Origin of the sequence: Aeromonas sp. FDAARGOS 1411, from assembly GCF_019047125.1 — a bacterium.
Classification (GTDB): domain Bacteria; phylum Pseudomonadota; class Gammaproteobacteria; order Enterobacterales; family Aeromonadaceae; genus Aeromonas; species Aeromonas veronii.
The window spans coordinates 2,342,457-2,357,681 of sequence record NZ_CP077214.1; the positions used below are offsets into that span (position 1 = coordinate 2,342,457).

Sequence of the window (15,225 nt, forward strand, 5' to 3'; positions counted from 1 at the left end):
AACATGCATCAACATCTCAACACCCTCTATCAGGGTCAGTCTCTGAGCCGTGAAAGTACCCGCGACGCCTTCGGCCAGGTGGTACGTGGCGAAGTGGACCCCATCGTGCTCGCAAGCCTGCTGACTGCCCTCAAGATCAAGGGGGAGACCCCGGAGGAGATCGCCGGTGCCGCCGAGGCGCTCTTGGCAGAAGCGCGCGACTTCCCGCGTCCGGATTACGAGTTCTGCGACATCGTCGGCACCGGTGGCGATGGCCTCAACACCATCAACGTCTCCACCACCTCGGCGCTGGTCGCCGCCGCCTGCGGCCTGAAAGTGGCCAAGCACGGCAACCGCTCGGTCTCGAGCAAGTCGGGCTCGAGCGATCTGCTCGACAAGATGGGCATCAAGCTCGACATGAGCCCGGCGCAGGCGCGCCGCTGCCTGGACGAGCTCGGCATCTGCTTCCTGTTCGCCCCCCAGTACCACGCTGGCGTGCGCCATGCCATGCCGGTGCGTCAGGCCCTCAAAACCCGTACTCTGTTCAACGTGCTGGGGCCGCTTATCAACCCCGCTCGCCCCACCTATCAGCTGATGGGAGTCTATGCCCCCGAGCTGGTGCGCCCCATCGCAGAAACCCTGCTGGCACTGGGGCTGAAAACCGGTATGGTGGTTCACGGCGCCGGGCTGGATGAAATTGCCATCCACGGCCCGACCCAGGTAGCCCAGATCCGTGACGGCGAGATCCGCGAATTTCTGCTCACCCCAGCCGACTTTGGCCTCGAGACCTATCCGGTCAGCGCCATTCAGGGCGGTGAGCCTGAAGAGAACCGCGCCATCACCGCAGCCATCCTGGAAGGGCGTGGCACCCCGGCCCACAACGCCGCCATTGCCGCCAATGTGGCGCCACTGCTGCTGATGGCGGGCAAGGCGAAAGATCTCAAGAGCGCGGCGGCCGAGGTACTGGCGGTGCTGGCGAGCGGCAAGGCAGCGGATCTGGCCGCTCGGCTCGCCACTTTGAGCCATCAGGAAGCGGGCCATCAGGAGGCATGATGTCAGCCACGACTCTGCACAGCAGTCATTCAGAACGCCCACAGGGCAAAAGCCAGTTTCGCAAGGATAACGAGATGTCAGACCTTATTGCCCCCCATGCTTTTCTGAACATGGCCTCCATCAGCCAGACCATCCTCGGCAAAATCGTGGCGGCCAAGCAGGAGTGGGTCGCCGCCCGCAAGCTGGCCCAGCCGCTGGAGAGCTTCCAGAGCACGCTAACCCCAAGCGATCGGGATTTCGTCGGGGCACTCAAGGCGGGCTCCACCCGCTTTATTCTGGAGTGCAAGAAGGCATCTCCCTCCAAGGGGTTGATCCGCGACGATTTCAGCCCGGAGGCCATCGCCGACATCTATGGCAAATACGCCACCGCCATCTCGGTGCTGACCGACGAAAAGTTCTTTCAGGGGGATTTCGCCTTTTTGCCGCGGGTGCGCGGTCGCGTATCGCAGCCGGTGCTCTGCAAGGATTTCATGATTGACCCCTATCAGGTCTATCTGGCCCGCCACTATCAGGCGGACGCCATCCTCTTGATGCTCTCGGTGCTCACCGACGAGGGCTATCGTGCCCTGTTCGCGGTGGCCAAGGAGCTGGGCCTTGGCGTGCTCACCGAGGTGAGCAACGAGAAGGAGCTGACCCGGGCCATCGCGCTGGGCGCGCCGGTGATTGGCATCAATAACCGGGATCTGCGGGATTTGAGCGTCGATCTCAACCGCACCAAACAGCTGGCCAAAGATATTCCGAGCGATCGGGTGGTGATCAGCGAGTCCGGCATCAATCACCGCGCTCAGGTGGCGGATCTGCGCCACCACGCCAAGGGCTTTCTGGTGGGCTCGTCATTGATGGCCGAGCCGGATCTGGAAGCGGCTGTGCGCAAGCTGGTACTGGGTCAGAACAAGGTGTGCGGCCTCACCCGCGCCGAGGATGCCGCCGCCGCCCATCAGGCGGGCGCGGTATTTGGCGGCCTGATTTTTGTGGCCAAAAGCCCGCGCTATGTGGACATCCCTGCCGCCCGCGCCGTGATGGCGGGTGCGCCGCTCGCCTATGTCGGGGTATTTCGCAACGCCCAACCCGCCACCATCGCCAAGACGGTGGATGCACTGGGGCTCGCCGCAGTCCAGCTGCACGGGGATGAGGATGCCGCCTACATCGAGGAACTGCATCCGCTGCTGCCAACTGGCTGCCAGATCTGGAAAGCGGTGGGCGTCTCTCTTGGCAAGGAAAGCGACGAGCCGCTGCCCGCCCTCGACTACCCGGCCGATCGGCTACTGCTGGATACCAAAGTAGGCAGCCAGAGCGGTGGCACCGGTCAGGTGTTCGACTGGGCCCTGCTGGCCACGCTCGACAAGAGCAAGTTGATGCTGGCGGGCGGCCTTAACCCCGACAACGCCCTGCAGGCGGCGCAAGTCGGCTGCCTCGGCCTTGATTTCAACTCCGGGGTGGAGAGTGCCCCGGGCCAGAAGGATGCGCACAAGATTGCAGCCGCCTTCGACGCACTGCGCAACCTGTAACGCAACCCTTTTTGATGTTTCGATTTAGCTAATACAAGGAAGAAGCCATGACCCTGCTCAACCCGTTTTTCGGTGAATTTGGCGGTATGTATGTACCCCAAATCCTTATCCCCGCCCTGCTCCAGCTGGAAAAAGCCTTCGTCGATGCCAAGGATGATCCCGCCTTTATCGCCGAATTTCAGTCCCTGCTGACCGAGTATGCCGGTCGCCCGACTCCGCTCACCCTGACCCGCAATCTGACCAAGGGCACCAAGACCCGCCTCTATCTCAAGCGTGAAGACCTGCTGCACGGCGGCGCCCACAAGACCAACCAGGTGCTGGGTCAGGCGCTGCTCGCCAAGCGGATGGGCAAGAGCGAGATCATCGCCGAGACTGGCGCCGGTCAGCACGGCGTCGCCACCGCACTGGCTTGCGCCCTGCTCGGCCTCAAGTGCCGGGTCTATATGGGTGCCAAGGATTGCGAGCGCCAGAAGCCCAACGTATTTCGCATGAAGCTGATGGGCGCCACCGTCATTCCGGTGCACTCCGGCTCGTCCACCCTGAAAGATGCCTGCAACGAGGCGCTGCGCGACTGGGCTGCCAACTACGAGTCGGCCCACTACCTGCTCGGCACCGCCGCGGGCCCCCACCCCTTCCCCACTATCGTGCGGGAGTTCCAGAAGATGATCGGCGAAGAGGCCAAGGCCCAGTGCTTCGAGAAGGAGGAGCGACTGCCCGATGCGGTGATCGCCTGTGTCGGCGGCGGCTCGAATGCCATCGGCATGTTTGCAGACTTTATCGATGAGCCGTCGGTGCGCCTTATCGGCGTCGAGCCGGGTGGTCACGGCATCGAGAGTGGCGAGCACGGCGCGCCGCTGGGTCACGGCAGCAAGGGGGTCTTCTTTGGCATGCACTCCTACCTGATGCAGGACAATCAGGGGCAAATTCAGGAGTCCTACTCCGTCTCGGCGGGGCTCGACTTCCCCTCCGTCGGCCCGCAGCACGCCCACCTGGCCGCCATCGGCCGTGCCGAGTACCCCTCGGTGACCGACAAGGAGGCGCTGGACGCCTTCCAGGAGCTGGCTAAATCCGAAGGCATCATACCCGCGCTGGAGTCCTCCCACGCGCTGGCCCACGCCCTCAAGATGGCCCGCAGTGAACCGGAAAAAGAGCAGGTGCTGATCGTCAACCTCTCCGGCCGTGGCGACAAAGATATCTTCACCGTCGCTGACATTTTCGAGAAAGAAGGAACCTTGTCATGAACCGTTACGCACAACTCTTCTCCCGTCTGGACGAAGCCAATCAGGGCGCCTTTGTGCCGTTCGTGATGCTGGGTGACCCCACCCCCGAATTGTCACTGGCCATCGTCGATGCGCTGGTCGCAGGGGGCGCCGATGCCCTCGAGCTCGGCATTCCCTTCTCCGATCCGGTCGCGGACGGCCCCACCATTCAGGGCGCCGCCCTGCGCGCCTTTGCCAGCCACACCACCCCGGACGACTGTTTCGAGCTACTTGGCCGCATCCGCGCCAAGTACCCGCAGCTGCCCATTGGCCTGCTGGTCTACGCCAACCTGGTTTATGTGCGCAAAATTGACGGCTTCTACGAGAAGTGCCAGCAGGCGGGCGTGGATTCGGTGCTGGTCGCCGACGTGCCGGTGCAGATGTGCGCCCCCTACAAGGCGGCGGCCGACAAGTTCGGTATCGACAGCATCTTTATCGCCCCGCCCAATGGCGACGCCGAAACCCTGAAACAGGTGGCGGAGCTCGGCAATGGCTACACCTATCTGGTGAGCCGCGCCGGTGTCACCGGTGCCGAGACCAAGGCCGGCATGCCGGTGGAGGGGCTGATCAATACCCTGCGCGAGTTCAACGCCCCCCCCGCCCTGCTCGGCTTTGGCATCAGCGAGCCAGCTCAGGTGCGTGAAGCCATCGCCGCTGGCGCCGCCGGTGCCATCTCCGGCTCCGCCGTGGTGAAGATCATCGAGACCCACCACCAAAACCCGGAACATATGCTCACTCGTTTGAAAGAGTTTGTGGAAGGGATGAAGGCCGCGACCAATCGATAAGGGGCGGCATTAGTCAAACGCCATTAAGCGTGAGTGCAGAAAGGGAGCCTGACCGGCTCCCTTTCTATTTCCTGCTTGTTGCCGCTCCCAGCATCTTTGTCCCCTCTCCCCTTGGGAGAGGGTTGGGGTGAGGGGAAGCTACAGCAACCTAATTTGCTCAAATTAAATACTATTGATGACTAATTTATTGATCCAACACAGATTCCCGCCAAAACACGCTTCTCAACGTCCCCCCTCCCCCTTAAGATACCCGAATGACAATCAACCTCTCGGAAGTGCGCCATGACAGCGATTGTTACTATCGCGCAGGTTAACAGCAGCGAACTGGGAGCTGTCACTCAGGGGCGGTAGCGTGGTTGTTATCGGTTGGCGAAGAGCGAAGTCCAGCAGGTGAGTATTATTACGCCAACCTAAGCGGGATAAAGATAGATGTTGCAGCTCCATAAAACAGATTTGCAGATATATTCGCAGTAAAAGTTGGGCTTCACTTCATTCAGCACCAACCTACGATTTTTGGTCCAAGATACTAGATAACCACAATTACATTAAGGTGACACTTTTGAGTTTAAAGAAATTTATTGTTCCTGATCTAACAATCAATAACATGCAACTTGAAGTTGTTTTAATATTAGAATCTCCACACACAAAAGAGATATTGCACGGGCATCCATTAGCTGGTCAGGCTGGTAAAAGGATGGCTTTTATTTTTAAACACCATGGACTGTTAAGCACATTTAACCCTTTGAGCCCTTTAGGATGTCAAGTAAAAAACTTAAATACCCAAAGTTAAGCATAATTAATGCTTGTGTTATACCAATGCACAATAATGCATATACAGGAGTCTGTATGTCATCAATTGATGAAAGGCTATCAAAAAAGCTAACTAAAGTTAAAACTAAATTACAAAGAAAAATAATGAATAATTATAAGCCAGTAGGGGTTGTTGAAAAGTTTATTGTTTCCAACCTTCACAATAGAATTAATAGCATAATAAATTCCTGCAATGGGAAAGTTATATGCTTTATTCCTTGCGGTAATTTTGCCACCAATGTATTTAATGCTTGCAATATATCTGGACATACCGTGATTAACGGCTGCCCTCACCCATCAAGTCGTAACTGGAAATATTTTTTAACAAAAAAAGGAATTTCAAATTGCAATCTTCCATAATTTAATATAACTAAAAGTCTAGTTTCAGTGTTGAGAATCACGATAAATATCAGGATGCCAGCTTTTCAGCACAAGACGTACCATCGACAGCTCACAGGAAGGTAGATTTCCTTTACAGTATTAAGTAGAAACCCCTATAAATAATGCTTTTTTACGAGCAAAAACTGCTGAGTGTATAAATCAGCTGATGGCCTAAAAAGCAATAGCAAAGTGTCTTTGGCGATTCTTAATTTCAATGTTAAGCAAATTTAAAGAATATCTTGGTTTTTCAATCAAAAGCAGATGAATTATACACCTAAATCAATTGTTAGAAACTTAAGAGTTTATATACATTTCCAATCAAAAATCTGATACAACACTATTTCTAGAAAGTTATGCGCAATCAGATCGAATTGCATTCGCCTCAGTTTTTTATTTTGGCCGTAGTCACGGCCACTATAATTAGTGTTAGCGAAGATTATGAAAAATTTATTTTTTTGCGAAGTGAATCATTTCTGGGAGGAAAGTAACGTATCTCAAGCTGATATCGCTCGTATATTGAATTAAAAAGGAAGTAAACTTAATTGGTATTATGATACATTTTTGCAATGTACAACCAATTCAAACCATAACAGAGAGCATTACTAAATGCATAAAATAGAGAAATCATGACACTCTTCATTCTGAGTACGGCGTAGCATTGCCAATACCCAAAAATATGAGAGTCCCTGTGTCGCACCACTCGTCCTTAAAATGTGATCGACTCATCTTTTTTATAAAAACCATCTTAATTTAGGAATTGTCATGAATAGTAACAACTCTGTTTTTTTTGAAGACATTTTAGCTGTGAAATATGTCGATACACGACAGATGAGTGAAGGGAGATTTATTGTTATTTTTAAATTTAGCACTAACGACACAAGGAAAAACAAAAGACTCAAGGAAATTATCAACTCCCTTTCAGGAACTATGGGTGGAGATAACATTTACTTTGGCAATGCCTATGGAAATGATATCTATGATTTCTTCTTTAATATTGAAAAAAAGAAAAACAACTTAATAGACGAGCTAAAATATATTAGAACAATATTAAATCGGGCTGTTCAACTTGCCGAAAACAATTCTGCACTTGTTTCCTTTACAATAGAAGTGGATGAGTGTGTAAAGTTTGCAACATTTAACTACTTAAGCTACTTGCCTCAGTACTTGAAAAATTTAGATATTCCTGTTAGCTTTCAATCAAGTATAGTTGATGAACTAATCCATATTTCCATACTACAACTAAGCAGTTGCACCAACAGTGAACTCGAAACTTCATTAGGTGCATTTTTATTACTACCAACAATAGACAATTTACAGTTAAAGGACTGCTCACAAGAAGTAATTGAATTAATAGAGCAAGTTTCGATTTATAAAAGCAAATTAAATCAACTAGCTCCCAACGCAACTATTATTGACCATAAAGAAACTAGGACTGTAGAAGAACAGCCCATAGCGTTATTCGGTGGCTATATTAAGATACCAGCAATAAATATCTATGGCATTGAAGTTAACGTGCCCAAAATAATTAGAAAGCTAAATTGCAGAAAAAATCAAAACCATATTTAATAATAACCATATTTAATAATATTTCTAAAAACCAGCCCCCCATATTTCTGTGCAAACCGTTGCATAGCCATAACAGAAGAGGTTGATATCTAATTTTTAATATTATTGCTCGGTCATGATATATCCAACCACACCCGCCATCCCATCAATACCAGCATCACTACAACCCACGGCAGCCAGACCCAGTAGAGCTCGGAGAGGATCACCGCTTCGCCTCGGGCGGTGAGATAGGCCTCCAGCTTGAAGGGGGCAACCCGGATCACTTGCCAGGGGGCAAAGAAACGCTCGTCACGCCACGGCCAGAGCCAGCCAACCCCTTTGCCGCCGGTGGTGAGGGAATCGAGCAGGCTGTGGGAGAGCAGAGAGACCAGCAAAAACGACCAGACGGTGGCGGCGCTGGCCCGAAATTGGCGGTGAAACAGCATGGCCAGTGTGGGCAAGGCAAAGGCAAACAGCAGTGAGTGGGTAAAGCCGCGGTGGCCAAAGACATGGCCGTAGGCGACCCCCAGTTTAAAGGCGAGCACATCGGCATCGGGCAGCATGGCGATGGCAACCCCTGCCAGCAGCAGGCGTGGCGGGATAATCCGGCTGCCAAGCCCCAGTCCAAGGCAGAGAGGTACGGCGGCGTGAGTGACTATGGTCGGCATAGAATAAAGCTCCAACTGAAAACGTGAGCCTACCCTACCCCCGCTCGGTGAAGTGAAGGTGAAGTGCGCCCTCTTATGTTGCTTGATTCCTCCCTCGAATCCTTATCCATCAGCCAGAAGAGGCGTCACACAGGAAGAAGTGAGACGGCTGTTGCACGCGCTCCGAAGCGGGGGCCGAAATCCTGTGGTTTGTCCCTCTGTATTGGCTCGTTCGTTGTGTGTCGAACGCAGGCCTAATCAGCGTTAGCGCATTAACTTGAAATGTTCATTTAACTGCGGCTGACATGCAGAACGAGATCGTGATAAGTAGTCTCTTCGATTCACATCACAGGGACAGTGGCAGCGATGAATTTTTCAAAAAGCATCAGGCTGATTGCGAGCGTTATCAGCCTTTGGTTAATGACAGGATGCATGGCAGAGGCCGCTTCTGCGCAGCCGAAACAAGAGCAGTACGCGCTGATCTATAACGGGCCTGTTTCTGATGGGGATAGCACGAAGGCGATTGCGGATGTGGTCAAGCAGGTGGGGTTGCCAGTCAGGTATCTCTCCAATATCGAAGCGCTGCCTGCAGAGCTCGATAATGCCAGGGTGTTTATCGTTGGCGGCACTGAGGACGATGTTGAGCCGCTCCTCAATGCCTTCACCGCGGACGCGCGCTCGGCGTTAAAAACCTATTTGCAGAATGGTGGCCGCTACCTCGGGATCTGTGGGGGTGCCTTTGTGGCATCCACCGGCTGGTCTGAAGAAGAGGGCTTTGTGCCGGCGCTGGGCCTTGTTCCTGCCACATCCGATGATTATGACGGCGACTTTAGCGCCAGGATCTTCCCAATCAGCTGGCTTGGTGAAGCGCGCCAGATGTATTACCAGGCCGGCCCGCAATTTACGCCGGTGCCAAGCCCCGAGCAGGTCAAGGTCATCGCCCATTTTCAAAACCATCAGATTGCCGCGCTGATCAGCTCATACGGCAAAGGCAAGGTGGCCGTTTCCGGGCCACACCCCGAAGCCCCCGAGTCGTGGAAAGAGAACGCGGTGGACGGCGACAAGATGGAGTCGAATATTCATCTGGCTGCAGGACTCGTTAACGAGTTGCTCTCCGAAGAGCCCGTCACCCATTCGAAGTAGGCGCGTCCCTACGCCCTGGATGTGACCCCATTGCTCGGCCCGGAAGTCAGGCCACCCAATCAGCCGCAATCCATAAAAAAACCACCGACCAGCAAAAGGTCGGTGGTTTTTTTATCGGTGGTAGATAACGGGTAGCCGATACAAAGGGTTCGCTACCTCAACTTTCGCCCGGGAACGAGCACTACTCTTCCTGCTCCTCCGGTTGTCTCTCCTCACCCCGTATCTGTAGCAGCTCCTCGACCCTGGCTTGCCACTTGTCGTGGGCCTGTTTACGCTCCTGCTGCATAAATGCTTCTCGCATGGTGTCGATTTTCTGGTCAAGTGTTTCCATCAGAGTGTCTCCTTGTGTGACCGCATAAAGACTGGCTGACGGCGCGTTGGCCAACCTGCTCCCCTAATCTGACATCGCTAATGCCGTTACTGCCCAATCAAATAATCGATTGGAAGTACCAAAACCAATCTAAAAATTTTTTCCGTGTTTATTCCACCACGCCAGCGCAAGGGAAACTGGCTGCTCAGAGCGGGATGATCCGGCACGGGGTCAACACGTTGTTGAGTGTGGTCGCCCCCCTTTTCAGGGGAATGAGGCGCCGTTGCCCCATCCGTCCAGTGGGGGGTACCGGCAGATTTCCGGGATGTTGCTGTGCCCATGATCACACAGTCACAACTCTCGCCCTCCTCTCACCGCGCCCCCGCTTTTTATCATCTAGAGTTAGCGGGCAGTCCAAAGCTGCTGATTTATATACATTCGCCGCCAAGAGGGATCTTTTTTCATGACCGAGCATATCGATCTGCTACCTATCAACACGGATGATGAGCAGGACGCAGGCAACCGTTACCTCTACTACACCGAAGGGGATCTGGCCCGCATTCTCGCCAATCTGGAACAGTTGCGCCATGCGGTGTTTCCCGCCGCCATCGGAGAGAGCGAAACGGGCGCCGCCGTGCCCCACAACTTTCCGTCCGTCTGTCTGGTGGGGCTGGGACGCTGCGGCTCCAACATCGCGCAGGATGTGGCCTCTCTGGTCTACAACGCCCGCAGCTTTTATCTCAATGAATTCAACAGTGAAGAGCAACGCAAGCGGGAGAAGGAGTTTGGCCCGGTGAGCTGGATCCGGCACAATCTGCGGCTGCCAAACAACGGGGCCCGGCCGGTCTTTCTGATCGAGCCCATGGTGATGCTGGGGGATCTGGACAAGGACATAGATGGCCGCATCCGCCACTCCAATCGCAGCGGCGAAGGTGGCTCCTTGCGTGATTACGCCAAGATGCGGGTGATGGACTTGTCGGAGATCCACGCGGGAGGCGCGGGTAACGCCCCCATACTTGGCCAGTATCTGGCCAAGATCATCCTCAACAAGAGCCCCCACTACTTCGCCAACTCCGAGTGGCAGGCCATTCATACCTATCTGGTGGACTCCTGCGGCATCAAGGCCAACCAGTCCCGACTCTATTTCTACATCTTCAGCGCCGGGGGCGGCACCGGCTCCGGCATGGCCTCCGAGTTCGGGCTGGCCCAGCAGTACTCCTACATGAGCAAGACCTTTTCACCCCCGTCAGAAGAGGAGGAGCATCTCTCCCTCGGGGAGCACTTCATGTTCGATCCCATCTTCACCAGCGGCATCTGCATCCTGCCCAATATCTGTGATCGGGGTATCGAGATCTCGGAAGCGCTGCACATCAACGCGGGGCGTTTGCTGTGCAAGTATCTGGCCGAGGAGTGGGACTTCTCCTATCACTTCGACAACGAGCAGGCGTGCGATGCCAGCATGCTCAAGCGGATCAGACCCTGGAATGCCATGATGCTGATCTCCAACGACATCATGCGCTACGCCGAAGAGAGCGACGATGGCGAGATCCAGCATGTTGACGTCAACACCATGGAGAAGTACGCCAATCAGTACATCTCCCAGCAGATCTTCAACATTCTCACCGCCCAGGCTGTCACCACCGACTACGACGAGAACTACTTTCGCCGGGCGGGCATCGACATTAGCGAGACCATTCGGCTTGATGCCAACGACCTTTTTATGAGTCTGGCGGGGCCGGTGGCGGTGGCGTATGCCGAGTCCATCTCGCCCCCCGGCGGCCTGTTTGACAAGGAGGACGGGCTCAATGTGGACGATCTCTTCACCCGTTCCATCGAGCTGCCTCACTTCAACAAGATGACCCAGGCCATCGAGGGGATCAGCCTGCTGCCCATCGAGGCGAGCAACTATCGGGAGTATCTGGACGACTATGTGAAAAGCGGCCATGACCCGGCCCACCTCAACGAGCTGCACTTCTTCAAGAACTGCTCCTCCGTGGTGTCGATCATCTCCCTGCCCAAGGAGTACAAGCTCTCCTATATGGATCTCAACCGGCTCAAGTCTCACCTCAACGGGCTCTTCCCCAATACCACCCTCAAGCGCTATGCGCTGGTCATCGGGGCGTCGGCCAACATCTCCCTCACTACCCTGATCGTCAAGAGCCCCTGCCTGAGCGATGACTTCCTGACCCTGATCGTGGCTTTTATCAAGCGCTGCTTTGCCAAGGATCACTATCGCTTCGATGAGCATCTGGACAAGGCGGTGATCGAGATGATCAGCAATGAGGAGTGGAACGACACACTGCTCGACAGCATGCTCAACGAGTTCGAGAACCCGGCCAAGATCCTCGATACCAACTGGTACGCCATCAAGCCCATGTATGAGAAGAAATATCGGGAGCTTATCCGCGAGAAGGAGAAGTTCGTCTCCATCAACGATATTCGCCTCAGCCGTGAATCGGTGAAAAAGGCGCTGCTCTATCTGCGGGAGATCTATCGCCACCGGGTCAGCAAGACCCGGATCCTCTCCCTCAACCCACGGCTGGGGGAAGCGAACGCTCGCTAGCACCCAGCCCATAAAGCAAAGCGCCCGCCCCACATGGGGCGGGCGCTTTTTTACTGGCGCAGCCTCGTTTTATCTCATCAGAGGGAGACAAAGATCCCGGCCAGGGTGGCGCTCATCAGGTTGGCCAGGGTCGCCGCCAGCACCGCCTTGAAGCCCATATTGGCCACATCGTGACGGCGCTCCGGTGCCATGGTGCCGATGGAGCCGAGCTGCACCGCAATAGAGCCCAGATTGGCGAAACCACAGAGGGCGAAAGTGATGATGATCTGGGTGTGGGCGCTCAGATCTGCCTTGATATTGGCAAAGTCCAGATAGGCAACGAACTCGTTCATGATCACCTTCTGACCAATCAGGGAGCCTGCCGCCATCATCTCGCTGGTGGGCACGCCAATCAGCCAGGCCACCGGAGCAAACAGATAGCCCAGCAGCTGCTGCAGGGAGAGATCGGCCCAGCCGAACCACTCGCCTACGGTGGTGAGGCCAGCGTTGATCATGGTGATGACGCTGACAAAGGCGAGCAGGATGGTGCCGATGGCCACGGCGATCTTCATGCCGCCCATGGCGCCGCCCGCCAGCGCGTCGATGGCGTTGCTGTAGTCGCTCTTGTCGAGGGTGATCTCGGTCTGATCGCTCACCTGCTGCTGCTCCGGCACCAGCAGTTTGGCCATCAGCAGGCCACCGGGCGCCGCCATAAAGGAGGCGGCAATGAGGTATTTAAGATCCACACCCAGACCGGCGTAACCGCCCAGCACCGAGCCCGCCACCGAGGCCATGCCACAGGTCATCACCGCAAAGAGCTCGGAGCGGGTCATACCGGCGAGGAAGGGACGAATAAGCAGCGGCGACTCCCCTTGCGACAGGAAGATATTGCCGGTAGCCACCAGCGACTCGGCGCGGCTGGTGCCGAGCAGGCGGTGCACGGCGCCACCCAATACACGGATCACCCACTGCATGATGCCGAAGTGGTAGAGCACGGCGATCAGCGCGCTGATAAAGATCACCAGCGGCAGCACCCGCACGGCGAAGATAAAGCCGTTGCTGGCGAGATCGCCAAACACAAAACGGATGCCGCTGTCGGCAAAGCCGAGCAGGGCGGAGACGCCATTGCTCATGGCACCGAGCATGATTTGTCCGGGGGGGAAATAGAGCACCAGGGCAGCAAAACCGGTTTGCAGGGTGAGCGCACCCAGCACGGTTCGCCAGCGGATGGCTCGGCGGTTTTCACTCGCCAGCCAGGCGATAAACATCAGGGCCAGCATACCGACCAGACTCAATAACAGTGTCATCTTGCACCTATGAAGAGAGGAGTTTCATATGGCAAGTCTGCAGACAGGCGTCGCGGGAGATCCGGCGGGAGAGGTGCCGACCCACGCGACACGCAGACCACAAACCTACAGGTTAGTGGCGGGTCCCATCCTGGGGTCATTCACGTTCCGGGTGACAGCATGTATCGGGTGACGCCAGCGCCGTCGCAGGGGGAGATGCGGCCGGGTGGCAGGTCGGGCGGCGATGGTACAGTGATCATCGTCACAGAAAAAGCGGTAAAACGATTGACCGGAGTAACTTTTTCAACTTGTTCACACAACGAAACAGGGCCAGCGTGAAGCTGGCCCTGTTTCAATCCGTACTTGAGCGTTCAGACGATTACTTGAGGCGCTTGCCGCTCGCATCCACCACCTGCTCGCCATCCTCCTTGGCGAAGGCCCCTTTTTGCTGATCGGGCAGTATATCGAGCACCACCTCGGATGGGCGGCACAGTTTGGTGCCGAGGGGGGTGACCACGATAGGCCGGTTGATGAGGATGGGGTGGGCCAGCATGGCATCGATCAGTTCATCATCGCTGAAACGATCTTCCGCCAGCCCGAGCGCCTCGTAAGGCGGCACGTTCTTGCGTAGCAGATCGCGCACCGGCATACCCATAGCGGCGATCAGCGCCACCAGCTGGTCACGGGAGGGGGGCGTCTCCAGATAGTGGATGACAGTGGGCTCGACGCCGCTGTTGCGGATCAGCTCCAGGGTGTTACGGGAGGTACCACATTCCGGGTTGTGATAGATGGTGATTGCACTCATTTGCGTGTCTCTCATTAATCAAGTGAATAGAAAATGGATAGCATCTAGTTCGCGGCCAGCTGTTAGCGGCCATCAGTTAACGGCTCAGCCCCGCTTCGTACCAGGGTTTGCTGGCGTTAACCACCCGCACCACCAGCAGCATGACCGGCACCTCGATCAGTACCCCGACCACGGTGGCGAGCGCCGCGCCGGAGTGAAAGCCGAACAGGCTGATGGCGGCGGCCACCGCCAGCTCGAAGAAGTTGGAGGCTCCGATCAGGGCGGAAGGACAGGCGACCGAGTGCTTCTCCCCCACCTTGCGGTTGAGCCAGTAAGCCAGCCCGGAGTTGAACAGCACCTGGATCAGAATGGGCACCGCCAACAGGGCGATAACCAGCGGCTGCTCGATGATGGCGTTGCCCTGAAAGGCAAACAGCAGCACCAGAGTGAGCAGCAGGGCCGCCACCGACCAGGGCTGGATGCGGGTCATGACGCCGTCAAAATGGGCCTCTCCCTTTTTCAGCAAAGCCTTGCGCATCAGCTGGGCGATGATGACCGGAATGACGATATAGAGCACCACTGAGGTAAGCAGGGTATCCCACGGCACTATGATGCTGGAGACCCCGAGCAGCAGCGCCACCAGCGGTGCGAAGGCAAACACCATGATGAGGTCGTTCACCGCCACCTGCGACAGGGTGAAGTAGGGATCGCCGTTGGTGAGGCGACTCCAGACAAACACCATGGCGGTGCAGGGGGCCGCCGCCAGCAGGATCAGCCCCGCCACATAGCTGTCGAGTTGATCTGCCGGCAGCCAGTCGGCAAACAGCACGCGGATAAAGAGCCAGCCGAGAAAGGCCATAGAGAAGGGTTTGACCAGCCAGTTGATAAAGAGGGTGACTCCAATCCCCTTGAGATGCCCCTTCACCTGATGCAGGGCGCCAAAATCGATCTTGAGCAGCATGGGGATGATCATCACCCAGATCAGCAGCCCCACCGGCAGGTTGACCTTGGCCACCTCCATGGCACCGATCGCTTTGAAGAGATCCGGCAAACCTTGCCCGAGGCCAATCCCCACCAGAATGCAGAGGGCGACCCAGGCGGTCAGATAACGTTCAAAAAAGCCGATGGCAGGCACGGCCTTGGCATCACATGTTGCAGACATCACAGCTCCCGATGCGGCGCAATTTCGCATC

General features: G+C 55.6%; 13 protein-coding genes. 8 read left to right on the forward strand and 5 right to left on the reverse strand.

Annotation, left to right across the window (positions count from 1 at the left end; translation table 11 throughout):
• Nucleotides 1–3 precede the first annotated feature (3 nt).
• From trpD to I6L41_RS10355, 6 genes are all read left to right on the forward strand, one after another.
• Nucleotides 4–1,032 (forward strand): anthranilate phosphoribosyltransferase, encoded by a 1,029-nt coding sequence (gene trpD, locus I6L41_RS10330; protein ID WP_042054975.1) that lies wholly within the window; start codon nt 4–6, stop codon nt 1,030–1,032.
• On the forward strand, nt 1,032–2,540 hold the full coding sequence (gene trpCF, locus I6L41_RS10335) for a bifunctional indole-3-glycerol-phosphate synthase TrpC/phosphoribosylanthranilate isomerase TrpF (RefSeq protein ID WP_216958606.1): 1,509 nt from the start codon (nt 1,032–1,034) through the stop codon (nt 2,538–2,540). The genes trpD and trpCF overlap by 1 nt, the downstream gene beginning before the upstream one ends.
• Before the next feature lie 47 nt (nt 2,541–2,587).
• Nucleotides 2,588–3,781, forward strand: a complete 1,194-nt coding sequence (gene trpB / locus I6L41_RS10340) for a tryptophan synthase subunit beta (RefSeq protein ID WP_005347359.1) — start codon at nt 2,588–2,590, stop codon at nt 3,779–3,781.
• On the forward strand, nt 3,778–4,584 hold the full coding sequence (trpA, locus tag I6L41_RS10345; RefSeq protein ID WP_005350211.1) for a tryptophan synthase subunit alpha: 807 nt from the start codon (nt 3,778–3,780) through the stop codon (nt 4,582–4,584). The genes trpB and trpA overlap by 4 nt, the downstream gene beginning before the upstream one ends.
• Nucleotides 4,585–5,430: 846 nt before the next feature.
• On the forward strand, nt 5,431–5,754 hold the full coding sequence (locus I6L41_RS10350; protein WP_216958608.1) for a hypothetical protein: 324 nt from the start codon (nt 5,431–5,433) through the stop codon (nt 5,752–5,754).
• 783 nt (nt 5,755–6,537) lie between these two features.
• Nucleotides 6,538–7,341, forward strand: coding sequence for a hypothetical protein (locus tag I6L41_RS10355; protein WP_216958611.1), 804 nt, complete (start codon nt 6,538–6,540; stop codon nt 7,339–7,341).
• Nucleotides 7,342–7,454: 113 nt separating this feature from the next.
• Here the strand turns inward: I6L41_RS10355 and I6L41_RS10360 are convergent, their stop codons facing one another.
• Nucleotides 7,455–7,988, reverse strand: a complete 534-nt coding sequence (locus tag I6L41_RS10360; RefSeq protein ID WP_216958614.1) for a metal-dependent hydrolase — start codon at nt 7,986–7,988, stop codon at nt 7,455–7,457.
• A gap of 345 nt (nt 7,989–8,333) precedes the next feature.
• Between I6L41_RS10360 and I6L41_RS10365 the strand changes: the two genes are divergently transcribed.
• Entirely contained in the window at nt 8,334–9,110 is a 777-nt protein-coding gene (locus tag I6L41_RS10365) for a BPL-N domain-containing protein (RefSeq protein ID WP_216958617.1), read from the forward strand.
• A gap of 181 nt (nt 9,111–9,291) precedes the next feature.
• Here the strand turns inward: I6L41_RS10365 and I6L41_RS10370 are convergent, their stop codons facing one another.
• Nucleotides 9,292–9,441 carry a hypothetical protein gene (locus tag I6L41_RS10370; RefSeq protein WP_005338159.1) on the reverse strand — a complete coding sequence of 50 codons (150 nt, stop codon included), beginning with the start codon at nt 9,439–9,441 and terminating at the stop codon, nt 9,292–9,294.
• Between the two features lie 442 nt (nt 9,442–9,883).
• On the opposite strand from I6L41_RS10370, the gene I6L41_RS10375 reads away from it, so the two are divergent.
• Complete coding sequence (locus I6L41_RS10375) at nt 9,884–11,983, forward strand: hypothetical protein (RefSeq protein WP_216958620.1); 2,100 nt, start codon at nt 9,884–9,886, stop codon at nt 11,981–11,983.
• 77 nt (nt 11,984–12,060) lie between these two features.
• Here I6L41_RS10375 and I6L41_RS10380 read toward each other — a convergent pair whose 3' ends face one another.
• The 3 genes from I6L41_RS10380 to arsB all read right to left on the reverse strand — a co-directional run bounded on the left by I6L41_RS10380 (nt 12,061) and on the right by arsB (nt 15,194).
• Nucleotides 12,061–13,269, reverse strand: a complete 1,209-nt coding sequence (locus I6L41_RS10380; RefSeq protein ID WP_216958624.1) for a NupC/NupG family nucleoside CNT transporter — start codon at nt 13,267–13,269, stop codon at nt 12,061–12,063.
• A gap of 358 nt (nt 13,270–13,627) precedes the next feature.
• Entirely contained in the window at nt 13,628–14,053 is a 426-nt protein-coding gene (gene arsC, locus I6L41_RS10385; RefSeq protein ID WP_042054966.1) for a glutaredoxin-dependent arsenate reductase, read from the reverse strand.
• A 76-nt stretch (nt 14,054–14,129) separates the two neighbouring features.
• On the reverse strand, nt 14,130–15,194 hold the full coding sequence (arsB, locus tag I6L41_RS10390; protein WP_216958627.1) for an ACR3 family arsenite efflux transporter: 1,065 nt from the start codon (nt 15,192–15,194) through the stop codon (nt 14,130–14,132).
• Nucleotides 15,195–15,225 lie beyond the last annotated feature (31 nt).